18 protein-coding genes and 1 pseudogene are annotated in these 22,935 nt (G+C 70.2%); 11 read left to right on the forward strand and 8 right to left on the reverse strand.

Annotated features, from left to right (window positions below; genetic code table 11):
* The 4 genes from secD to I0C86_RS10100 all read left to right on the forward strand — a co-directional run.
* Window positions 1-1,281: protein translocase subunit SecD (gene secD, locus I0C86_RS10085; RefSeq protein ID WP_196200954.1), on the forward strand; the 1,281-nt coding region annotated here is incomplete at its 5' end.
* A gap of 1 nt (window position 1,282) precedes the next feature.
* A complete protein-coding gene (gene secF / locus I0C86_RS10090; RefSeq protein ID WP_196200955.1) occupies window positions 1,283-2,506 on the forward strand; it encodes a protein translocase subunit SecF in 1,224 nt (407 codons plus the stop codon).
* A 78-nt stretch (window positions 2,507-2,584) separates the two neighbouring features.
* Window positions 2,585-3,148 carry an adenine phosphoribosyltransferase gene (locus I0C86_RS10095; RefSeq protein ID WP_196200956.1) on the forward strand — a complete coding sequence of 188 codons (564 nt, stop codon included), beginning with the start codon at window positions 2,585-2,587 and terminating at the stop codon, window positions 3,146-3,148.
* 466 nt (window positions 3,149-3,614) lie between these two features.
* Complete coding sequence (locus tag I0C86_RS10100; RefSeq protein ID WP_407676291.1) at window positions 3,615-6,035, forward strand: RelA/SpoT family protein; 2,421 nt, start codon at window positions 3,615-3,617, stop codon at window positions 6,033-6,035.
* Between the two features lie 123 nt (window positions 6,036-6,158).
* Here the strand turns inward: I0C86_RS10100 and I0C86_RS10105 are convergent, their stop codons facing one another.
* The 3 genes from I0C86_RS10105 to I0C86_RS10115 form a co-directional block, all read right to left on the reverse strand.
* Window positions 6,159-6,986 (reverse strand): peptidylprolyl isomerase, encoded by an 828-nt coding sequence (locus I0C86_RS10105; protein ID WP_323373566.1) that lies wholly within the window; start codon window positions 6,984-6,986, stop codon window positions 6,159-6,161.
* 64 nt (window positions 6,987-7,050) lie between these two features.
* Window positions 7,051-8,019, reverse strand: coding sequence for a peptidylprolyl isomerase (locus tag I0C86_RS10110; RefSeq protein ID WP_196200958.1), 969 nt, complete (start codon window positions 8,017-8,019; stop codon window positions 7,051-7,053).
* Window positions 8,020-8,339: 320 nt separating this feature from the next.
* Window positions 8,340-10,166, reverse strand: coding sequence for a glycoside hydrolase family 15 protein (locus I0C86_RS10115; protein WP_196200959.1), 1,827 nt, complete (start codon window positions 10,164-10,166; stop codon window positions 8,340-8,342).
* 283 nt (window positions 10,167-10,449) lie between these two features.
* Here I0C86_RS10115 and I0C86_RS10120 point away from each other — a divergent pair, with 283 nt between their 5' ends.
* The 3 genes from I0C86_RS10120 (at window position 10,450) to I0C86_RS10130 (ending at window position 13,608) form a co-directional block, all read left to right on the forward strand.
* Window positions 10,450-11,205 (forward strand): MBL fold metallo-hydrolase, encoded by a 756-nt coding sequence (locus I0C86_RS10120; protein WP_196200960.1) that lies wholly within the window; start codon window positions 10,450-10,452, stop codon window positions 11,203-11,205.
* Window positions 11,206-11,246: 41 nt separating this feature from the next.
* Window positions 11,247-12,593, forward strand: coding sequence for a histidine--tRNA ligase (gene hisS / locus I0C86_RS10125; protein WP_196200961.1), 1,347 nt, complete (start codon window positions 11,247-11,249; stop codon window positions 12,591-12,593).
* Between the two features lie 73 nt (window positions 12,594-12,666).
* Window positions 12,667-13,608 carry an acyl-ACP desaturase gene (locus I0C86_RS10130; protein ID WP_196200970.1) on the forward strand — a complete coding sequence of 314 codons (942 nt, stop codon included), beginning with the start codon at window positions 12,667-12,669 and terminating at the stop codon, window positions 13,606-13,608.
* Here the strand turns inward: I0C86_RS10130 and I0C86_RS10135 are convergent.
* Window positions 13,605-14,045: a VOC family protein gene (locus I0C86_RS10135; RefSeq protein WP_196200962.1), complete on the reverse strand. Its 441-nt coding sequence runs from the start codon at window positions 14,043-14,045 to the stop codon at window positions 13,605-13,607. The genes I0C86_RS10130 and I0C86_RS10135 overlap by 4 nt on opposite strands.
* 98 nt (window positions 14,046-14,143) lie before the next feature.
* A complete protein-coding gene (locus I0C86_RS10140) occupies window positions 14,144-14,701 on the reverse strand; it encodes a DinB family protein (RefSeq protein ID WP_230393908.1) in 558 nt (185 codons plus the stop codon).
* Window positions 14,702-14,762: 61 nt separating this feature from the next.
* Between I0C86_RS10140 and I0C86_RS10145 the strand changes: the two genes are divergently transcribed.
* A complete protein-coding gene (locus I0C86_RS10145; protein ID WP_196200963.1) occupies window positions 14,763-15,857 on the forward strand; it encodes a helix-turn-helix transcriptional regulator in 1,095 nt (364 codons plus the stop codon).
* On the opposite strand, the gene I0C86_RS10150 is transcribed toward I0C86_RS10145, so the two are convergent.
* The 3 genes and pseudogenes from I0C86_RS10150 to I0C86_RS10160 form a co-directional block, all read right to left on the reverse strand.
* Window positions 15,786-18,140: an ABC transporter permease gene (locus I0C86_RS10150; protein ID WP_196200964.1), complete on the reverse strand. Its 2,355-nt coding sequence runs from the start codon at window positions 18,138-18,140 to the stop codon at window positions 15,786-15,788. The genes I0C86_RS10145 and I0C86_RS10150 overlap by 72 nt on opposite strands.
* The gene (locus tag I0C86_RS10155; protein WP_196200965.1) at window positions 18,137-18,835 is read right to left on the reverse strand and encodes an ABC transporter ATP-binding protein; all 699 of its coding nucleotides are present in this window, start codon (window positions 18,833-18,835) and stop codon (window positions 18,137-18,139) included. Before I0C86_RS10155 ends, I0C86_RS10150 begins: the two co-directional genes overlap by 4 nt.
* A 122-nt stretch (window positions 18,836-18,957) precedes the next feature.
* Window positions 18,958-19,467, reverse strand: a pseudogene (locus tag I0C86_RS10160) (PadR family transcriptional regulator); the annotation flags it as partial.
* A 184-nt stretch (window positions 19,468-19,651) separates the two neighbouring features.
* Here I0C86_RS10160 and urtA point away from each other — a divergent pair.
* From urtA to urtC, 3 genes are all read left to right on the forward strand, one after another.
* Window positions 19,652-20,875: an urea ABC transporter substrate-binding protein gene (urtA, locus tag I0C86_RS10165; protein WP_196200967.1), complete on the forward strand. Its 1,224-nt coding sequence runs from the start codon at window positions 19,652-19,654 to the stop codon at window positions 20,873-20,875.
* Window positions 20,876-20,931: 56 nt separating this feature from the next.
* The gene (urtB, locus tag I0C86_RS10170) at window positions 20,932-21,813 is read left to right on the forward strand and encodes an urea ABC transporter permease subunit UrtB (RefSeq protein WP_196200968.1); all 882 of its coding nucleotides are present in this window, start codon (window positions 20,932-20,934) and stop codon (window positions 21,811-21,813) included.
* Window positions 21,810-22,935 (forward strand): urea ABC transporter permease subunit UrtC (gene urtC, locus I0C86_RS10175; RefSeq protein ID WP_323373567.1); only part of this gene is annotated, 1,126 nt, incomplete at its 3' end. The genes urtB and urtC, both read left to right, overlap by 4 nt.

Below are 22,935 nucleotides of genomic sequence, written 5' to 3' on the forward strand. Positions count from 1 at the left end.
GACCAGACCGTGGCGGCCCAGCGCGCCGCGGTGGAGAAGAAGGTCGGCGCGGCGGCGTGGGCGGCGGCGAACGCGCTACAGGGGCCGGCGGACTTCAGCCAGGACCCGACGCTCGCCGAGAAGCTCAAGCCGTTCGCCGACCTGACGCCGCAGGAGATCCGGGTGCTGCCCGCGGCGATCCAGTTCAACGTCCCCACGATCACCTGTGAGAAGTTGGACCAGCGGCCACCGGGCTCGGTGAAGGACGGGAAGCAGCAGGCGGTGGCCTGCGAGAGCGGACAGGTCAAGAACCTGCTGGACATCGCGAAGGTGGAGGGCACCGACGTCGCGGACGCGGACGGCGTGATGGACCAGACCAGCGGCCAGTGGGTGGTCAGCCTCGACTTCACCGGCGACGGTCAGAGCAAGTGGACCAACCTGACCCGGGAGGCGTTCACCAACGAGGGCGGTGCCTGTGACGCCAGCGCCCTCGGCGAGAACGGCACCGGCAAGTGCCGGGTCGCCGTCGTACTGGACAACCTGATCATCTCTTCCCCGGAGATCAAGGGCGTGCTGACGGGCGACTCGCAGATCACCGGCAGTTTCAACAGCGCCTCGGCCAACGAGCTGGCCAGCCAGCTCCGGTACGGTGCCCTGCCGCTGACCTTCCAGCAGCAGGAGTCGCAGAACATCACCGCCACCCTGGGCACCGAGCACCTGCGGGCGGGCCTGCTCGCCGCGGGCATCGGCATGCTGCTGGTCATCATCTACGCGTTCTTCTACTACCGGCTGCTCGGCTCGGTGATCTTCCTCAGCCTGGTGCTCTCCGCCGCGCTGGTGTTCGGCGCGCTGGTGCTGCTCGGCCGGCAGATCGGCTTCACCCTGACCCTGGCCGGAATCGCGGGCTTCATCGTCTCGCTCGGTGTCGCCGCGGACTCCTTCGTCATCTACTTCGAACGCCTGAAAGACGAGATCAGAGACGGCCGAAGTCCACGAAGCGCGGTGCCCCGTGCCTGGGTACGGGCCCGCCGGACGATCATCTCGGCGAACGCCATCTCGATCATGGCGGCCGTGGTGCTCTATCTCGTCTCGGTCGGTACGGTGCAGGGCTTCGCCTTCGCGCTCGGCCTGGCCACCATCCTCGACCTGGTAGTCGTCTTCCTGTTCCGGCATCCGATCATGACGATGTTCGCCCGCACTCCGGCGTTCCTCTCGCCCCGGGTCAGCGGACTGGGCCGCGCGTTGCAGTCGCGGGACGAGGACGAGACGCCGACCGGCAAGACCCGTGTGAAGGAGGCCTGAGATGAGCAGAAGTGGTCTCGCCAGCCGGTTGTACCGCGGTGACGCCGGTCTTCGGATCATCCCCCGCCGAAAGCTGTGGTTCGGCATCTGCGGCAGCCTGGTCCTGTTGGCCATCCTGAGCTTCGTGATCCAGGGTTTCACCCTCGGCATCGAGTTCAAGGGCGGCAACGAGTTCCAGGTGCCGACCAGCATCGGTACCATGCAGCGCGCCGAGGAGGCGATGCACGCCGCACTCGAGGGCGAGACGACCCCGGACGGGCCGGCGGAGGTGGTCTCCGGCCAGCAGGTCGGCGACGCCACCTACCTGTTCCGGACCTCACCGCTGGAGCAGGCGCAGGCGACCGAGGTCCGTACCGCGCTCGCCAGCGATCTCGGCCTGTCGGCCGACAAGATCAGTGACAACCGGGTCAGTGCGGCCTGGGGTGCGCAGGTCACCCAGCGGGCCCTGCTCGGCCTGGTGGTCTTCCTCGTACTGGTCACCGGCTACCTGGTGCTCCGGTTCGAGCTGCGGATGGCGATCGCCGCCGTGATCGGCCTCATGCTCGACCTGGTGCTCACCGCCGGGGTCTACTCGGCGGTGGGCTTCGAGGTGACTCCGTCGACCATCGTCGGCTTCCTGACCATCCTCGGTTTCGCCCTGTACGACACGGTCGTGGTGTTCGACAAGATCCAGGAGAACACCCGGGGCATCACCGGCGGCAGCACGCAGACGTACGCCGAGGCGTCCAACCTGGCCCTGAACCAGACGCTGATGCGGTCGATCAACACCTCCGTCGTGGCGCTGCTGCCAGTGGGTGGCCTGCTGTTCATCGGCGCCGGCCTGCTCGGTGCCGGCACGCTCAAGGACCTCGGACTGGTGCTCTTCGTCGGTATGGGCGCGGCGTTCTTCTCGTCGATCTTCCTGTCCACCCCACTCCTGGTCACGCTCAAGGAGCGGGAGCCGAGGATCAGAACGCACACCCAGCGGGTGCTCACCCGGCGGGCCGGCGGCGGTCGGGACACCTCGACCACCCGTCGCCCGGCCCGGCAGCCCGGCCAGGTTCGGCAGGCCGCCGAGCAGTCGGCGGAGGCCACCGGCGAGGACGCACCGGTACCCGCGACCGACACGAGCGCGTTGGCGGCCGCCGCGCCCAAGGTCGGCGCCCGCCCCTCGGGCAAGCGCTCGGGCGGTGCCCGGGGCGGCCGGTCCGGCGGCGGCAGCCGGCCCGGTGGCAAGCGGCGCTGAGCCGGACGGACAAACCACAAGGCGTCCGACGAGCCACTCCGGTGGCCCGTCGGACGCCTTGCGCGGGAAGGAAGCAGTGTGACGGAGACCCCTACCGAGGTACGTGGTGACAGCGGACCGGCCACCGCGCAGTTGGTGGCGAGCCGGGTCCTGGACGTGCCGGATTTCCCCAAACCGGGCATCGTCTTCAAGGACCTGATGCCGTTGTTCGCGGACGGGGCGGTGTTCCGGGAGGTGATCGACGGAATCGTCGAGCACCACGGTCGGGAGTCGTTCGACGTGGTGGTCGGGATCGAGGCGCGTGGCTTCGTGGTGGCCGCCGCGATCGCGTACGCCACCGGGGTCGGAGTGGTGCCGGTGCGCAAGGCCGGCAAGCTGCCCCGGGCCGCCTACGCCGCCTCCTACGCGCTGGAGTACGGCGAGGCCACCCTGGAGGTGCACCAGGACGCCTTCACCGCCGGGCACCGGGTGCTGGTGGTCGACGATGTGCTCGCCACCGGGGGCACCGCGCAGGCCACCCTCGACCTGGTGGAGCGGGCCGGTGGCACGGTTGCCGGATTCAGCGTGCTGCTGGAGCTGGGCTTCCTGAACGGGCGGGCGCGGCTCGATCCACGACCGGTTCACGCCCTCTTAACCGTTTAATCACTCGTTGACCGGCTCGACCGATCCGTACGTCCGGAGGACGACCACCCGGCCGCTGGTGCGGGTACGATTGCCCTTCGTGGTCGGGCGCGGGTGACCTGCCCGTGACTGGCGCAGGACCGGGTCGACCGGCTACGGTCGGCTCATTCCCGGCGAGGTGTTGAGGAGGCCGGTGTCCCACGATGTCGCCCCTCCGGCGGAGGGTACGGTGCATCCCACCAACGATGCTGCAGGTTCCGCTGACGTTGCGACCGCTGCCGATGGGGTCGAGACTCCGGCGAACGGGCCGAACCGGTCCGGTGGCGCCTCGGGGTCGGCGGACCGGACCCCCACCGGCGGTGAACAGGCCGTCGACCGGAGCGCCGGATCGAGTGGTGCCGGCGGCGGTGCGGTCGGGTCGGCACCGGCCGGCGGCGGCGCCGCTGGCCCGGTCCCTGGCGCGGTCGGTTCCGGCACCGCCACCACGGTGGCCGGTCCTGGCCTGGGTGTTGTCGCACCCGGTGTCGTCGCCGTCCCGATCTCCGATCCCGTCGGCCGGCTCGTCATCGACCCGGAGTCGGGTGCCGAGGACTCCCTCGCCGCCATGGCGGGTGGCGGTGCCGCGTCGCCCACGTCGAGCTTCGCCCTGGCCAACGCGCCCACCGGGCGCCGGGTCCGGGCCCGGTTGGCGCGCTTCAACGCGCCCTGGCAGACCCCCCAGGTGAGTGAGGTGCTGGAGCCGCTCATCGCGACGCACCGCGCGTCCCACCCCAAGGCCGACGCGCGGCTGCTGCAACGTGCCTTCGACATGGCCGCCCGTTGGCACTCAGGGCAGTACCGGAAGTCCGGCGACCCGTACATCACCCATCCGCTCGCGGTCGCCACGATCCTGGCCAACCTGGGCATGGACACCACCACCCTGGTCGCGGCGCTGCTGCACGACACGATCGAGGACACCGACTACGGCCTCGACCAGATGAAGGTCGACTTCGGTCCCGAGGTCGCCCTGCTGGTCGACGGCGTCACCAAGCTCGACAAGGTGAAGCTGGGCGACGCCGCCAAGGCCGAGACGATCCGCAAGATGGTCGTGGCGATGGCCAAGGACCCCCGGGTCCTGGTGATCAAACTGGCCGACCGGCTGCACAACATGCGTACCCTGACCTTCCTGCCGCTGGCGAAGCGGGAGCAGAAGGCCAAGGAGACGCTGGAGATCCTGGCGCCGCTGGCGCACCGGCTCGGTATGAACACGATCAAGTGGGAGCTGGAGGACCTGGCCTTCGCCAACCTCTTCCCGAAGCGGTACGAGGAGATCAACCGGCTGATCGGCGAGCACCAGCCGCAGCGCGAGGCCCTGCTGCGGCAGGTGACCCAGAAGGTGCAGGTCGACCTCAAGGCCGCCAAGATCAAGGCGGAGACCACCGGTCGACCCAAGCACCTCTACTCGATCTACCAGAAGATGATCGTCCGGGGTCGGGACTTCAACGACATCTACGACCTGGTCGGCGTGCGCATCCTGGTCGACACGGTGCGGGACTGCTACGCGGCACTCGGGGTGATCCACGCGAACTGGCAGCCGGTACCGGGCCGGTTCAAGGACTACATCGCGATGCCGAAGTTCAACATGTACCAGTCGCTGCACACCACGGTCATCGGGCCGAGCGGCAAGCCGGTCGAGATGCAGATCCGGACGTACGCGATGCACCGGACGGCCGAGTTCGGCATCGCCGCGCACTGGAAGTACAAGGAGAAGAAGGGCGAGGCGATCGTCGGCCCGCCGGCCCACATCGACGAGATGACGTGGCTGCGGCAGTTGCTGGACTGGCAGCGGGAGGCCGCCGATCCGAGCGAGTTCCTCGACGCGCTTCGCTTCGACCTGTCGAGCCAGGAGGTCTACGTCTTCACCCCCAAGGGTGACGTGATCCCGCTGCCGACCGCCTCCACCCCGGTGGACTTCGCCTACGCCGTACACACCGAGGTCGGGCACAAGTGCATCGGCGCGCGGGTGAACGGCAAGCTGGTGCCGCTGGAGTCGACGCTGTCCAACGGCGACGTGATCGAGATCTTCACCTCGAAGTCCGACACGGCCGGCCCGACCCAGGACTGGCTCGGCTTCGTCAAGAGCCCCCGGGCCCGGACCAAGATCCGGCAGTACTTCAACAAGGAACGCCGCGAGGAGGCGATCGAGGCCGGCAAGGATGCGATCGTCAAGGCGATGCGCAAGCAGGGCATGCCGTTGCAGCGGATGCTGACCACGGACAACCTGATGACCATCGCCCGGGACCTGCACCTGGCCGACGTCGCCTCGCTCTACGCGGCGGTCGGCGACAGCCAGGTCTCCGCCCAGTCGGTCGTCCAGCGTCTGATGGCCGGGTACGGCGGCGAGGAAGGTGCCGCCGAGGACCTCGCCGAGACGGCCGTCGCCACCCGTCCGCCGCGACGCAGCGGTGGCACCAGCGACCCGGGCGTGGTGGTCCGGGGCGTCAGCGACGTGTGGATCAAGCTCGCCCGCTGCTGCACGCCGGTTCCGCCGGACACCGTGTTCGGCTTCGTGACCCGGTCCGGCGGGGTGAGCGTGCACCGCGACGACTGCGCGAACGCCGAGGACCTGAAGGCGCAGACCGAGCGGGTCGTCGAGGTGAGCTGGCGGCTCACCTCCGCCTCGACGTTCCTGGTGGCGATCCAGGTCGAGGCGCTCGACCGGCACAAACTGCTGGCGGACGTCACCCGGGTGCTCTCCGACGAGCGGGTCAACATCCTGTCCGCCACGGTCACCACGACCCGGGACCGGGTCGCGGTGAGCCGGTTCAGCTTCGAGATGGCCGACCCGAAGCACCTGGGCCACCTGCTCGCCGCGGTGCGGAAGGTCGACGGCGTCTTCGACGCGTACCGGGTCACCTCCGGGGCCTGACCGACCGCGCGAGCGGCGTCGCGGCACTCGACGGCCCCCGGCGGGGAACACCCGGATCGAAACGACGGCGCCGCGCCACCCCGGTAACGGGGCGGCGCGGCGCCGTGTCGTGTGTGCCGGAGGTCAGCCGACCGGGGCGCTCATGGTCAGCGACTTGATCAGTACTTCCTTCTTCGGGTGGCCGCCGCCGGCCTGCTGGGCGAAGGCGCCGTCGTCACCGGCCGCGCCGACCTGCGAGACCAGGTCCAGACCGCCGGTGACCGTGCCGAGCACCGTGTACGAGGCCGGAAGCTGCGAGTCGCCGTACACGATGAAGAACTGGCTGCCGGTGGTGCCTTCCCCGCCGGAGTTCGCCATCGCGATCACACCCGCCGGGTACGGCGGACGCTTGTCGGTCGGCAGGTTCTCCTCGGCGAACCGGTACGTCGGGCCGCCGGTGCCGTCGGTCTCCTTCCAGGCGGTGCCGGTGACGCTCGGGTCGCCGCACTGCAGCACCTGGAGCCCCTGGGTGACCAGCCGGTGGCACTTGGTGTTGTCGAAGAACTTCTTCTCGGCGAGGTGGGTGAAGCTGGCCGCCGTGCAGGGCACGTTGGCCAGGTTCAGCTTCGCGGTGATCGGACCGAGGCCCGTGTCGATCGTCATCGTCTGGCTGCCGGTGTTCTTCGCCGTGGTCGGCGGCAGCCCGACGTCCTTGGTCGCCGCGTTGCGCTGTTCGGCCGGGATCTCGGTCCAGGCGCAGGTGGCCCCGCCGGCCTGAGTCGAATTGTCCTTGTCGTCTCCCAGGCTCACCACCAGCCACACGGTGCCGGCGACCACCAGCAGCAACGCCACCCCCGCCCCGATGCTGGCCTGCAGTTGACGGCGCTTGCGGGCCGCGGTGGCCCGCTCGGCCATCTCCCGCTCCAGCTTTGCCCGCGCAGCGGCGCGTTGCCGCTCTCTGGTGGACGTCACGGTGGCTCCTCCTGGACTATGTGCAGCGCGGCTCCGTCCGCGGCTGGGGGTGTGCTCTGGGGTTCTACGGCTGTCCGGCGACCGTCGGGCTGGCCGAAGGGGCCGCCGACGGCGTCGCCGCCGACGGCACCGCCGTCGGATCGCCCGACGGCTCACCCACGGTGAGGCTCTGGATCACCACGTCGGTCTGCGGCTTAATCAGTTCGCCAGAACCATTGTCCACGGTTTTCAGGCCGCCGACCTTTTTGATCACGTCGAGTCCGGCGGTCACCTTCCCGACGAGCGGGTAGCTGGGTTCGGCCGGGCTGAAGTCCTTGAAGAAGATCAGGAACTGGCTGCCGTTCGCGCCGGGCGGGTTGCCGATCAGCGCCACCGTGCCGGCGGGGTAGAGCGGTGGCGACCCGTCGGCCGCGCTGGCCGAAGGGCTGGCGGACGCACCCGGGGTCGGGCTGGCGCTGGCGGACGGGGTCGCCGAGGGGCTGTCCGAGGGGTCCGGGTTGGGCTTGTTCGGGACGTTCTCGCTGAAGAGGGTGTAGGCGGGACCACCCATCCCGGTGCCGGTCGGATCGCCGCAGCGGAGCGCGCCCTCCTTGGTGATCTCGTGGCACTTGGTGTTGTCGAAGAATCCCTTGCTCGCCAGGTGGGCGAAGCTGGCGCCGGCGCAGGGCGCCGCCGCCAGGTCCAGGTCCACGGTCACCGGGGCGCCCTGGTTCGTCGTGATCGTCATCGGCCGGGTGCCCCTGACGGGCAGGTCTTCGGTGGGCGGTTTGCCGACGTCCTTGAGGTTCGTGTTCGCCTGGGCGTCCTGCGAACTCCAGGTGCACACCTCCGTGGCGGCGGTGTCGTCCGTGGGCTCCTTGTCGAAGCCACCGAGCGCCCAGAACGAGCCGAGCACGATCAGCAGCAGCGCGACGGCGGAGCCGATGCCGGCCCGGACCTGCCGCCTGCGCCGGGCAGAAGCCGCCCGCCGGGCCATCTGCCGGTCGAGCTTGGCCCGCGCCAGTTTGCGCTGCCGGTCCCTGCTGGAAGCCACCCGCGCTCCCCTTTCCATGTGCCCCTGGTCGTCGTCTTACCCTGGTTGTCGTGCCCCGGGCGCCGTGGCCCACGGCGTGTTCCGCCGCTCCGGCGTCAAGTGCGCCACGCCACACGCCCGCCAGAGTGTACGGGTACCCGCTGGGAAAGTGTTGTACGAGGTCATCCCGAAGCCATCGGAGATTATCACTGTGTCTTCTGATCTGCGCCGGGCTGCCCCGCGGGTGTCCGGATCCGTCCGGTTCCCCGCCCGTCATCTCGCGGCGCTACCGGCCCCGGTTCACCACCTCGTCGGTCTGCGCCGGGAAGCGGCAGCCCGGCTCAGCACTTCCGAGGCAGGGGATCGTGCGGTGGGGCGCCGACGCCGGGGATGCCGGCCGCGAGGTCGCTCAACCGGCCCGCAGCGTTGATCAAGCCGATGTGCGAGAAGGCCTGGGGGAAATTGCCCACCTGTTCGCCGGTGACCGGGTCGATCTGCTCGGCGAACAGGCCCAGGTCGTTCGCCCTACCGGCGAGGCCCTCGAACAGCCGCCGTGCCCGGTCGTGCTCGCCGGCCAGGATCAGGCAGCACACCAGCCAGAACGAGCAGATGACGAAGCCGGCCGGATCGCCCTCCCACCGGCGCAGCAGGCCGTCGTGGGACAACCGCCGCTCGATGACGTCGATCGTCGAGCGCATCCGGGGGGCGCGCGCCGGCAGGAACCCGACCAGCGGCATGAGCAGCACCGACGCGTCCAGGTCCGCGCCGTCCAACGTGCCGGCGTACGCGCCGAGAGCGTCGTTCCAGCCACGGACGAGCACGGTGTCGCGTACCTCGTCGCGAGCGGCAGCCCAGCGGGCGAGGTCCGCCGGCCCGGCGAGCCGCGCACCGAAGCGCACCGCCCGGTCCAGCGCCGTCCAGCACTGCACCTTCGACGACAGGTGGTGACGCTGCATGTCCCGGGCCTCCCACATCCCGGCGTCGGGATGTCGCCAGTCCGTGACGGTGCGGTCCGCCATCGTCCGCAGCAGTTGCTGGATTTCCGGGCTCAACGGATCGTCGAGGTGCGCGCGCATCAGCCACGCGGCGCCGAGTGCCTCGCCCGGGACGTCGGTCTGGCGCTGTCGCCACGCGTCGTTGCCGACCATCACCGGCTGGCTGTCCGCGTATCCGGCGAGGTGGTCGAGGCGGTGTTCGGTGAGGTCCCGCTCGCCCGCCACCCCGTACATGATCGGCACCGGGTCGCCGTCGACGTGGCCCATCGCCCTGCCCAGCCACGCGAACTGCCGGTTCACCTCGTCCGAGCAGGCAGCACGCCACAACGCCTCGAGCGTGAAGCTGAAGTCGCGCGCCCAGACGAAGCGGTAGTCGTAGTTGCGGTCACCACCGAGCTGTTCGGGTACGGAGGTGGTCGCCGCCGCCACGACCGCGCCGCTGGGCCGGTAGGTCATGCCCTGGACCACCAGGGCACTGCGTCGCACCTGCTCCCGGTACAGGCCCTGGTAGTCGTGCAGGTCCAGCCACGAACGCCACCCGGCTACGGCATTGTCGACGACATCCTGGGCGGCGTAGACGATTGGCGGGTCGGTGTCGTAGGCAGGCGCGTAGCCGAGGGTGAAATGTTCCGCCCGCCCACCGCGGATCGTGAAGTCGGCGTACGCCTCGCCTTCGCCGCAGCTCAGCGGAATGCTCGCGCGTAGCGCCAGTCGGACGGTGCCCGCACCGGCGATCAACGCGCCCTCCTCCTCACGGAGGTTGGCGACCACCCGCCCGTACTCGAAGCGGGGTCGGTAGTGCAACCGCATCGGAACCGCTCCGGAGAGTCCGTACACGATCCGGGTGAGCAGCCGGGGTGAGCGCAGCCCGATGTCGTGCCCGCGGGCGCCGAGCTCCAACGCGAGGGCGTCGACCACGGCCACGGCGCCCTGCGCCGTGGTGTGCACGGTACGCAGCACCAGCGTGTCGGTCAGATACGACCACTCGCGACGCGCATCCTGCGCGGGGCCGATCGACCAGTGTCCCGCGTCCGGGTCGAGAAGCCGGCCGAACACCGACGGCGCGTCGAAACGCTGCGGGCACCACCAGTTCACCGAGCCCGTCCGGTCCACGAGCACGGCGCTGTGCCCATCCGCGAGGAACGCGTGGTCGCTGATCAGTGCCGCACGCATCACGGTTCACCGGCAGGGCCGATTACCCGGAGATCGAACTGCTCCACCGAATCGACCACCCGACCCCCTTGCTGAGCAGTCGGGCAGCGCGTCGGAGGGTGGCCGAACGTCTGCCCTGGCCCGATGAGCGTGGCAGACGGCACCACCTCCCACGGGCAAATCACCAGGCCGTCATCCGTGGGTGCGACCAGGGGCCACGGGGCACGGGTGTGGGGTGCGCGCCGGCCGGCGGGCCGCCCGATAGGGTTGGGCAGAGCCAACCGTCGAGTGGGAGGGAGCGGACGTGCTCCTCGCCGGCTTCCCCGCGGACGCCTTCGGCACCAACTGTTATGTGGTGGCGACCGCGCCCGGGGAACAGTGTGTCGTCGTCGACCCCGGCATCGGGGTACTGGACCGTCTCGACGCCCTGCTGGCGGAGCATCGGCTGCGGCCGGCCGCCGTCCTGCTGACCCACGGTCACCTCGACCACACCTTCTCGGTCGCGCCCGTCTGCGGCGCCCGGGGCGTCACCGCCTACATCCATCCGGGCGACCGTGAACTGCTCGCCGATCCGACCAAGGCGCTGTCGACGGACCTGACCCGGCTCTTCGGTGGCCGGCTGCCGTACGCCGAGCCGGAGGACGTGGCCGAACTCACCGACGGCGCAACCCTGGCGCTGGCCGGGTTGGAGATCACCGTCGACCACGCGCCGGGCCATACCGGCGGGTCGGTGCTGTTCCGGCTGCCGGGCGCGGGCCCGGCGTTCCGGTCCGACCTGTCCCTTCCGCCGGGTGCGGACTGGGCGGCGGAGCAGATCTGTCTCTCCGGCGACGTGCTGTTCGCCGGGTCGATCGGCCGCACCGACCTGCCGGGTGGCAACCTGCCGACCATGGTGACGAGCCTGCGGGAAAAGATCCTTCCGCTCGCCGACGACACCGTCGTGCTGCCCGGCCACGGCCCCACGACCACCATCGGCCGTGAGCGGGCGAGCAACCCGTACCTGATCGAGGTCGCGGGCCTCGACGGGCCGCACCGGGACGCGCCCACCCGAGGCTGGTAATTCCGCTCGTGCGTCGTCGCGCGAGATCCGACAGGAGCATCATGAGCAAGCCAACCCCGATCTCCGGCTTTCCCGAGTGGGCGCCGCCCCAGCGGATGATCGAGCAGTACGTCGTCGACCGCATCCGCAACACCTTCGAGCTGTACGGCTTCGCCCCGCTGGAGACCCGGGCGGTGGAGCCGTTGGACCAACTCCTGCGCAAGGGGGAGACCTCGAAGGAGGTCTACCTGATCAGCCGGCTCCAGGAGGAGGGTGCGCCGTCCGCCGGTGAGGACGCCCTGGGGCTGCACTTCGACCTGACCGTGCCGTTCGCCCGGTACGTCCTGGAGAACGCCGGCAAGCTGCAGTTCCCGTTCCGTCGCTACCAGATCCAGAAGGTCTGGCGGGGCGAGCGCCCGCAGGAGGGGCGCTACCGGGAGTTCCTCCAGGCCGACATCGACATCGTGGACCGGGACATCCTGTCGTCACACCACGAGGCGGAGATCCCGCTGGTGCTCGGCGACGCGCTCGGCGGCCTGCCGCTGGGCGGCGCCGACGGCAGGCTGCCGATCCTGGTCCAGGCCAACAACCGCAAGATCCTGGAGGGCTTCTACCGGGGGATCGGGCTGGCCGACCCGCTGGCGGCGCTGCGCGCGGTGGACCGGCTCGACCGGATCGGCCCGGACCGGGTGGCGGCGCTGCTGGCCGAGACCGCCGGGGCGACCGACGCCCAGGCCAAGGCGTGCCTGGCCCTGGCCGAGATCTCCGCGCCGGACCCGTCGTTCGCGGCGGCGGTCCAGGCGCTGGGGGTGACCGATCCGCTGCTGGACGAGGGACTCGCCGAACTGGTGGCGGTGATGGAGAACGCCGTCGCGCACGCCCCCGGGCTCTGCGTCGCCGACCTGCGGATCGCCCGGGGTCTGGACTACTACACCGGCACCGTCTACGAGACCCAGTTGCGCGGGTACGAGCGCTTCGGGTCGATCAGCTCCGGTGGCCGGTACGACAACCTGGCCAGCGACGGCAATCTCCGGTTCCCCGGCGTGGGCATCTCGATCGGGGTGACCCGGATGCTCGGGCTGCTGTTCGGGGCGGGCGCGCTGTCGATCTCCCGGAGCGTACCGACCTGTGTGCTGGTGGCCCTGGCGGACGAGGACCGGCGGCCGGAGAGCAACCGGATCGCCGACGCGCTGCGCCGACGGGGCATCCCGACCGAGGTGTCGCCGTCGGCGGCGAAGTACGGCAAGCAGATCCGGTACGCGGAGCGGCGCGGAATTCCGTACGTCTGGTTCCCCGGCGCGGACGGCGTCGGTGACGAGGTGAAGGACATCCGCTCGGGTGAGCAGGTCGGTGCGGTGCCGGACGTCTGGCAGCCGCCGGCGGCGGACCTCCGGCCGACCATTGCCTGATCTTGGCTGGCGGGGGTGACGGTCGTGACCTACGCTTGCGTAAGTTACGCCACCGTAGGGAGAGTTCGTGACCATCACCCCCACCGCCCCGCTCAGCCAGGCTGCCCTGCTCACCGAGCTGGAACCGGTCGTCGCGAGCAATCTCGACCGGCATCTCCGGATCGCCAAGGAGTGGTTCCCGCACGAGTACGTCCCGTGGAGTGAGGGACGGACCTTCGACGGGATCCTGGCCGGTACGGCGTGGACACCGGAGGACACCCGGATTCCCGAGGTGGCCCGTACCGCCCTGGTGGTCAACCTGCTCACCGAGGACAACCTGCCGTCGTACCACCACGAGATCGTGACGCTGTTCGGCCGGGACGGCGCCTGGGGAACCTGGGTGCACCGGTGGACCGCCGAGGAGGGTCGGCACGGTACGGCGATCCGGGACTACCTCACCGTCACCCGGGCCGTCGACCCGGTCGCGCTGGAACGGGCCCGGATGGTGCACATGTCCGCCGGGTACAGCAACGTGCACGACGACGAGGTGCTGCACTCCCTGGCGTACGTGTCGTTCCAGGAACTCGCGACCCGGATCTCGCACCGCAACACCGGCCGGGTCACCGGCGACCCCCGGTGCGAGCAGTTGCTGGCCCGGGTGGCCGCCGACGAGAACCTGCACATGGTCTTCTACCGCAACCTGCTCGCCGCCGCCTTCGAACTGGCGCCGAGCCAGGCGATGCGGGCGGTCGCCGACGTCGTCGCCGACTTCCAGATGCCGGGCAACGGCATTGACGGCTTCGCCCGCAAGTCGGTGGCGATCGCCCTGGCCGGGATCTACGACCTCCGCCAGCACCGCGACGACGTGCTGATGCCGGTGCTCCGGCAGTGGAACGTCTGGGACGTTCCCGGCCTGGACGCCGACGGCGAGGCCGCACGCGACCAGTTGTCGGCCCAGCTCGACGGGATGGAGCAGGCGGCGTCCCGGTTCGAGGAGAAGCGGGACGCCCGCCAGGCCCGGCTCGCCGCCCGTTAGGCGGACGGCGACACGCAGAACTCGTTGCCCTCGGGGTCGGCGAGGGTCACCCAGGTGAACGGGCCCTGACGGCCGTTGTGCAGGAACTTCGCCCCGCGCGCGGTGAGCTTCTCCACCACCTCGTCGACGTCGTCGGTACCGACCCGGACGTCGAGGTGCATCCGGTTCTTGACCGTCTTCTCCTCGGGCACGAGCTGGAACAGCACCCGGGGCGCCCGCTCCGGCCCGTCCGGGTGGCGGATCGCCGCGCCCTCCTTCCAGACCAGGACCCCGTTGAACGTCCTGGTCTGGCTCTCGGTGGCGTGACCCTCGTCGATCATGCGGCGGATGAACGCCTCGTCGGAGGGCTCCACCTCCCAGCCGAGCGTCTCGGCCCACCACTGGGCGAGGGTGTGCGGGTCGGCGGAATCCTGTGTCACCTGGAAGTCGTAAGCCATCGCGGTCACCTTCGATTCTGATAGGGATCTCGGACGAGGTTCAGGTAGGGATCACGGACGCGGTTCAGGTAGAGATCACGGACGCGTCCGGGTGCGGCTCACGAACGCTTCTGGTAGAGATCGCGGAGCAGGGAGATCTCCGCCCCGTGGTGGATCGTCTCCCGGTTGATGTGCAGCACCAGCGCCGCCATCGGCAGGTCGGCGTACGGCCCCTCGGCCGGTCCGCACGGCCGCGCCAGCCCGGCCGCGTCGAGTCCGCGTACGCCGGCCAGCCAGGTCGCGTACGCCTCGTCGAGCTGGCGCAACGCCTCGGCGGCGGTGCCGGCGTATTCGAAACTGTCGTAGTCGACGGGCGGCCCGCCGAAGTGGGCGGCGCTGCGCTGGCCGAGGACACCGACGATGACGTGCCCGAGGCGCCAGGCGATCGTGGTGACCGGTGCCGGAGTCGGTTCCGGCCAGCGGTACTCGATGACGTACGCCCCGGAGCCGTGCGCGTGGTCGGCGGGGGTGTCGGCGCGGCGCCGTACGTTCCAGCAGCCCGGAACCGGCTCCCAGAAGTACTCGTCATCGCGAAGCCCGTCGAGTCGCGGCCGTAGCTGGTGTTGCCAGTGCCAGTCCAACTGGTCGACCAGTTGACCGTTCCAGTCGATGCTCATGCTGGCAGGCTAACCCCGATTGCGGACAGGATCGGTCCGCAATAGCTGGCAGACTCGATCCATGCTCGACACCTCGGCGCGACTGCTCCGGCTGCTCGCCATCCTCCAGACCCGGCCGGACTGGACCGGTCCCGAACTGGCCGAGCGGCTGGAGGTGACGGTCCGGACGCTGCGCCGTGACGTGGCCCGACTGCGCGATCTCGGGTACCCGGTCCGGGCCACCCCCGGGGTGGCCGGCGGTTACCGGCTGGGTGCCGGGTCGACACTGCCGCCGCTGCTGCTCGACGACGACGAGGCGGTAGCGGTCGTGCTCAGCCTGCGTACCGCGATGGGCCAGACGGTGACCGGAATCGCGGAGACGTCGCTGCGCGCGCTGGCCAAACTGGAGCGGATCCTTCCCACCCGGCTGCGCCAGCGCGCCGCCGCGCTCCGGCTGGCCACGGTGGCGCTGCCGGACCCGGTGCCGACGGTCGACCCGGACGTGCTGACCGTGATCGCCGAGGCGTGCCAGGGTTCGCAGCAACTCCGGTTCGGATACCGCAACCGCGACGGCGAGCCGAGCAGCCGCACGGTGCAGCCACACCGGCTGGTGCACACCGGGCGTCGCTGGTACCTGGTCGCCCGCGACCAGGACCGGGACGACTGGCGTACGTTCCGGGCGGACCGGATCGACGACCCGGGCGCGACCGGATCCCGGTTCACCCCACTCGACCCGCCCGACGCTGCGGCGTACGTGGCGGAGTCGATCACCGCCGCGCCGTACCGGTTCCGGGCCAGGGTGCTGGTACGCGCGCCGGCCCAGGTGATCGCCGAACGTTTTCCACCCTCGACCGGAATCGTCGAAGCGGTGGACCAGGAAAGCTGCCTGCTCACCACCGGCGCGGACTCGCTGCCGTTCATGGCGATGCACCTCGCCCTGCTCGGCCACGAATTCGTCGTGCGCGAACCCGCCGAACTGGTCGACGAACTCGGCTCCCTGGCCGACCGGCTCGCCCGCGCCCATCGCGCGTCGGCGGCCGGCCGGCCTGAGGTGTTAGGAGGGGTCCCTTCTTCTACAGAAAACGATAAGAAGGGCCCCTTCCTTTCACTCGGTGCGGAGGCCGTTGGGGCGGAGCAGGCGCCAGAGGGCGGGCAGGCTGAACGCCGTCACGAGTAGTACGACGGCAGCGGCGATGCCGGACATTCCGGCGAGGCCGGGCCAGTCGAGATGGAGCGGCTCGCCGACCATCGCCAGCAGGGTGGTGCCGAGCGCCGTACCGATGACGATCGCCAGTACCAGCCCGAGTAGGATCGGAACCGCCGTCTGCCACAGCACCGACCAGCTCAGCGTGCTGCGCCGGGTGCCGAACGCGACCAGTACGGCGAGCATCCGGCGCCGTTCCCGCAACTGTTCCAGGGTGCCGACCAACAGGCTGGCGCCGAGCAGCAGCAGCGTGGCCAGTACGCCGATGAACAGCCCTCGGCGGATCTGGGTGAACCGGTTGACCCGGTAGGTGGCGTCCAGGGTCTGCACCTGCATTCCGGGGCCCAGCGTCGTCACCGCGTTGCGGATCAGTTCGAGGGTCTCCGGTTGGCTCCGGTCCACCGCGAGGTAGATGAAGGCGCTCAGGCCGGCGAGCCTGCCCGGTTCGACGGCGCCGGGGGTGGCCAGGATGCCGGTGACCTCCCTGCCGATGGGATCCGGCCGGGCGGTGGCCGTACGGATGCCGGCCGGTACCGTCCAGCCGGTGACGGTCCGGTCACCGAGTTCCACCCGCTGTCCGGCGGTGGGCAGGGGCGGCAGGTTGGCGTTCTCCTCCCCGTTGCCGGCGAGCGCGAAGACGTCGCCGTCGGTACAGGTGTCCAGGGTGGCCAGCTCCCGCAGTACCGCGCAGTCTCCGATCCGCAGCGCGTTGGAGGGTCGGTACCCGTCCGCTTCGCGCGGCGTACCCACCGCGGCGAGGTCGGTGTCGAGGGTGCCGAAGACGTGCCGGACGCCGGGGACGGCCCGAAGTCGCTCGTTGAGCGGGCCGACGTCCACCCCGTCCACGATGCGGTTGCCGATGACCGCCACCTGGGCCCGGTCGACGTCCTGTCCCGAGGAGAGCACGTAGTTGTGCTGGATGCCGGAGAAGAGCATCTGCAACGCGATTCCGCCCGCTACGGCCACCGCGACCCCGCTGACCAGCCGGGCCGAGGTCTCGCTGTCGAGTTGGAGCCGGCGGATGGCGAGCTGCCAGGAGACGGAGCCACCGTGCAGCCGGCGTACCACCGCCTCGACCAGCCAGGGCAGCAGCGCGGCGACGCCGACGAGCAGCAGCACGACGCCGGTGATCACCTGTGCCTCGTTGAAGGTGCGACCGGTCTGGTCGATGCCACCCAACAGCGGCAGGAGCAGCACCAGTCCGCCGATCGGCAGGGCCAGCCGCCACCAGAGCCGGCGGCGTCGACCAGTCGAGCGGCGGACCACGCCGAGTGGTTCGATGACGACCCGACGCAGCGCGAGCTGGGCGACCACGATCGCCGTGCCCGGCACCACCAGCGCGATCAGTGCGGCGAGCGCCGGACTCGGCCGGATGTCTCGGGCGTACACGCTGATGTCCCAGAGCGTGATCCCCTCGACGAGTTGCCGACCGATCAGGAAGAAGAGGGCGCCGAAGGCCAGGCCGAGCACCGCGCCGAGCAGTGCCTCGCCGGCCGCGATCCGTCGGGTCATCACCCCGTCCGCGCCGACCAGGCGCAGCGCGGCCAGCCGTCGGTCCCGGTTCTCGCCGCCGAACCGGGCCGCGGCGGCGATGAAGACCGCGATCGGCAGCAGCAGCACCACGAAGATGATCAGTACCAGCAGCAGCAGTACCGGGTCGAGGCCTTCTCTGGTCGAGTCGCTGCCGAAGTGGTCGATCCGGACGCCGGTCACTCCGGGTTCGAGTTGGTCGGTGCCGAGGTAGAAGGCGTACTCGCCCGGACCGGATAGGCCCTCGGCGCCGATGGTGCCGGCCACCGGCTGCGCCAGCCGGTGCCCCAGCAGCGCACCCTCGCCCGTCGCGAGCAGTCGGCCCAGTGCCGGGGAGACGAACAGCTCGCCCGGCCGGGGGAGTGCGGTCAGGCCGGGCGGCACCGGTGCCCGGGTCCCTTCCGGTTGCAGCATCCGGCCCCGGATCCCCCGCTCGTGGTACTCGGTGTCGACGTTCGCGACCAGCAGGGTCCGGTCGCCCGGTGGTGGCTCGGGGGCTCCGATGAACTGGTCGTCGCGGGCGGCGGTCCGGTCGTCGCGTGCGCCCAGCATGGTCGAGATCGAGGTGCCGCCGAGCAGCAGGGCCACGCCGAGGCCGACTCCGATCGCCGCCATCAGCGTTCGGACCAGGCCGTTCCGTCCGCCGGTGAAGACCAGTCGGGCGCCGAGCGCGAGGTCGGCGATCCAGCCCGTGCCCGTCTGCTGCCGGTCGATCCGCCCGCTCATCGTGGCGCCAGCACGGTCTCGCGGGTACGGCCGTCGCGCACCACGATCTCCCGATCGGCGTACGCGGCGACGCGTGGCTCGTGGGTGACCAGCACCACTGCCGCTCCGGCCTGCCGGGCGGCCTCGGTGAGCAGCCGCATCACCTGTTCACCGTTGAGCGAGTCCAGCGCTCCGGTCGGTTCGTCGGCGAAGACCACCCGGGGGGCGGTGACCAGGGCCCGGGCCACGGCGACCCGTTGGCCCTGGCCGCCGGAGATCTCGCCGGGGCGCTGCCCGGCCACGTCGTCGACCTCCAGCCGGGTCAGCCATTCCGCCGCCCGGCGCTCGGCCTCGCGTCGTCGGACCCGGTCCAGGCGCAGTGGCAGCGCGACGTTCTCCAGGCAGGTCAGCTCGGGTACCAGTTGACCGAACTGGAACACGAAGCCGAACTCGCCGCGGCGCAGCGCGCTGCGCTCGGCATCGGACATCGCCGACAGTTCCCGGTCGCGGTAGCGCACCTCGCCCGCGTCCGGCCGGACGATGCCGGCCAGGCAGTGCAGCAGGGTCGACTTGCCGGAGCCGGACGCTCCCATCACGGCGACGATCTCGCCGGCCCAGATCCGAAGGGTCGCTCCGTCGAGTGCCGGCGTCGAGCCGTACGTCTTGTGTAGTTCGATCCCGGCCAGCAGCGGTTGCTTCTCGGTGGGCTCGGTCATGTCGTCTCCTGGCTGCTGAACTGGGTCGGTACGTGCTGCGGCGGGCGCCCGTCGGTCGGAGCGGGCGAAGTAGGCGGAGCGGGCGAAGTCGGCGGAGTTGGCGCGGCTTCGTCGTGCAGGGTGGCCGCCAGGTGGTCGAGCCGGGCGGTGGTCAGTTCGAGCCAGCGCAGGTCGGCTTCGAGGTGGAACAGCGCGAAGTCGCAGATGAGCTGGTCGGCGAGGTCCCCGTCGGCCTTGCGTCGGGTCAGTTCGCGCATCAGCCGCAGGTGTTCGGCGCGTTGGATGTCGAGGATGTCGGCGGCGTTCCGGCCGGTCAGCAGCCCGAGTACCACCTTCGCGTAGAGGGTGTTCTGTAGGTAGATGTCGGGCTTCTCCGGCTGGGCCAGCCAGCGCTGGACGTCGGTCACGCCCGCGGTGGTGATCGCGTAGCGCTTGCGCTCCGGGCCGGCGCCGGGTTCCACCCCGTCGACCTCGACGAGCCCGCTCTTGAGCAGCCGGGCCAGGGTCGAGTAGACCTGCCCGTAGTGCAGCGGGCGGCCCTGGCCGAACCGTTCGTCGTAGAGCCGTTTCAGCTCGTAGCCGTGCCGTGGAGTCGCCTCCAGCAGGCCTAGGAAGGTCTGTCCGATTGACATGGGCGGGACTCTACACCACGCGTATACACACCATGTATAGCCCGGGTGTGTACCCACCTTCGGCCCGATGCGGGTTGTGAGGTTCCCTTAACGCGTTGGACATCGATGCACTCAGATTCATGAAATCCTTCATTCCTACGGTTCGTGGCACCAAGCAGCAGTCCTCGGCGAAAGGAATAGGCGGATGCCACGAGGCGTGCGGAACCGGCTGGTAATGCTGGCCGCGACGGCGGTGCTACTGGCCGCTGGCGGATGTGCCGAGGACCCGACGCTGACGTCGGGCACGGGCGGCGGGAACACCATAAAGGTGGGCATTCTGCACTCGTTGAGCGGCACGATGGCGATCAGCGAGGTGACCGTACGGGATGCCGAACTGCTCGCCATCGAGGAGATCAACGCGGCGGGCGGGCTGCTCGGCAAGCAGATCGAGCCGGTGGTCGAGGACGGCGCGTCGGACTGGCCGACCTTCGCCGAGAAGGCGCAGAAGCTCATCTCGCAGGACAAGGTCGCCACGGTCTTCGGCGGCTGGACCTCGGCCAGCCGCAAGGCGATGCTGCCCGTCTTCGAGCGGAACAAGGCGCTGCTCTGGTACCCGGTGCAGTACGAGGGACTGGAGAGTTCGCCGTACATCTTCTACACCGGGGCGACCACCAACCAGCAGATCGTGCCGGGGCTGGACTACCTGAAGGAACAGGGCAAGAAGAGCATCTTCCTGGTCGGCAGCGACTACGTCTTCCCGCGTACCGCAAACAAGATCATCAAGGCGTACGCGGCGGCGAACGGGATGACGGTGCTCGGCGAGGAGTACACCCCGCTCGGCCACACCGAGTACAGCACGGTGGTGAACAAGCTCCAGCAGGCCAAGCCCGACGCGGTGTTCAACACCCTGAACGGGGACAGCAACGTGGCCTTCTTCAAGCAGTTGCGCAGCGCCGGCATCACCGCCGCCGCGATGCCGACCGTCTCGGTCAGCGTGGCCGAGGAGGAGGTGGTCGGGATCGGCCCGGACAACATCGCCGGGCACCTGGTCGCGTGGAACTACTACCAGACCACCAGCGGCGCCCGGAACGACACCTTCGTCAAGGCGTTCAAGAGCAAGTACGGAACCGCCAAGGTCACCTCCGATCCGATGGAGGCCGGCTACAACGCGGTGTACCTGTGGGCCGAGTCGGTGAAGAAGGCGGGCAGCGTGGAGGTCGAGGCGGTCAAGAAGGCCTCGGCCGGCATCTCGCTGGAGACCCCCGAGGGGACCGTCACGATCGACGGCGAGAACCAGCACGTCTTCAAGACCGCCCGGATCGGGCTGGTACAGCCGGACGGCCAGATCAAGGAGGTCTGGAACTCCGGCAAGCCGATCAAGCCCGACCCGTACCTCAAGGGCTACCCGTGGGCGACCAGCCTGTCCTGAACAGGCAGTACGGATCCTGACTGACGGCTGCGACCCGGGACGGAGGCGCCGGAACCATGGCGACACTCAACCAACTGGTGATCGGGGCGAGTATCGGAGCGGTGCTGCTCCTGATCGCCCTCGGCCTGACCTTCACGTTCGGCCAGATGGGCGTGATCAACATGGCCCACGGCGAGTTCATCATGGCCGGCGCCTACACCGCGTACCTGCTGCAACCGCTGGTCGGTACGCAGTCGGTGGTCGTCGCCCTGCCGGTGGCGTTCGGCGTCGCCGGGGTGCTGGGGCTGATCCTCGAACGGCTGGCCATCCGGCACTTCTACGGCCGACCGCTCGACACCCTGCTGCTCACCTGGGGGATCAGCCTCATCCTGCAACAGGTCGCCCGGGACATCTTCGGCGCCCCGAACGTGCAGGTACGCGCGCCGGGCTGGCTCACCGGTGGCCTCGACCTCGGCGGCGTACGGCTGCCGTACAACCGGGTCTTCATCATGGTGCTCGCCGCCGGCTGCGTGGTGGCGATCTGGCTCTATCTGACCCGGCTGCGGCACGGCCGGCGGATGCGCGCGGTGATGCAGAACCGGCAGCTCGCGGCGGTCAGCGGGGTGGCCACCGAGCGGGTCGACCAGCTCACCTTCTTCATCGGCTCCGGCCTGGCCGGGGTGGCCGGGGTCGCGCTCACCCTGATCGGGCCGGTCGGCCCGACGCTGGGCACCAACTACATCGTCGACGCGTTCCTGGTGGTCGTGGCCGGCGGTCTCGGGCAACTACGGGGCGCGGTCATCGCCGCCTTCGCCCTCGGCATCCTGAACAGTTTCGTCGAATTCTGGGTCGACAACGGGGCCAGCTTCGCCAAGGTGGTGGTGTTCGCCGTGATCATCGGATTCCTCCAGGTAAGGCCGCAGGGAATGTTCGTCGTGCGTACCCGGGCTCTGTCGTGACCGGGTTGGCGGGTGGAAACGGCGCGGTGGCGACGGCGCCCCGGTCACCGGTGGCGCCCGCGCCCGGAGCGGCGGCGGGCACCGCGCGGGACCGGCGACGGCTGGCCGGACCGGCGCTGTTCGTCGCCGTCGGGTTGCTGCTGATGGTGGTCGCGCCGGTGGTGCTGTCGCCGTTCCGGCTGGACCTGCTCGGCAAGTACCTCTGCTTCGCCATCGTCGCGGTCGGGATCGGCCTGGCCTGGGGCCGGGGCGGCATGCTCACGCTCGGCCAGGGAGTCTTCTTCGGCCTCGGCGGCTATGCGATGGGCATGCACCTCAAGCTCCGGGAGGCCGGTCCGGGCGGGCTGCCGGACTTCATGGTCTGGAGCGGGGTGGAGAGCCTGCCGGCGCTGTGGCGGCCGTTCGCCAACCCGGTCTTCGCGATCGCCATGGTGGTGCTGCTGCCGGTGGCGGTGGCCGTGCTACTCGGCCTGCTGGTGTTCCGGCAGCGGGTCCGGGGGGCCTATTTCGCCGTCCTCTCCCAGGCACTGGCCGCCGCCTTCGTCATCCTGCTGGTCGGGCAGCAGGGGCTGACCGGCGGCACCAACGGGCTGACCAACTTCCAGATGTTCTTCGGGCTGGACCTGTACCAGCCCGCCGACAAGCGGATCCTCTACCTGGTCGTGGTGCTCGTGCTCGGGGCGATGTTCCTGGTCGCCTGGCAGCTCGCGCGGAGCCGGTTCGGCCAGCTCCTGGTCGCCGTCCGCGACGGCGAGGACCGGGTGCGCTTCCTCGGGTACGAGCCGGCGGTCGTGAAGACCATCGCGTTCGCCGTCTCCGCCGGAATGGCCGGCATCGCGGGCGCGCTCTTCGTACCGATGGTCGGCCTGCTCAGTCCCGCCAACCTGGGCATCGTCGCCTCGCTGGAACTGCTGATCGGGGTGGCGATCGGTGGCCGGTTCTCGCTGGCCGGGGCGGTAGGTGGGGCACTGCTGGTCAACTATGCCAAGACCATCTTCAGCGAGGAGTCGGCGGACAACTGGATCTATCTCCAGGGCGCCATGTTCGTCGTGGTGATGATCTGGGCGCCGCGCGGTCTCGCCGGGCTGGCCACCGATGCCCGGGCCGCCGTCGCGGCCCGCC

Source organism: Plantactinospora alkalitolerans (assembly GCF_015690345.1).
Lineage (GTDB): Bacteria > Actinomycetota > Actinomycetes > Mycobacteriales > Micromonosporaceae > Plantactinospora > Plantactinospora alkalitolerans.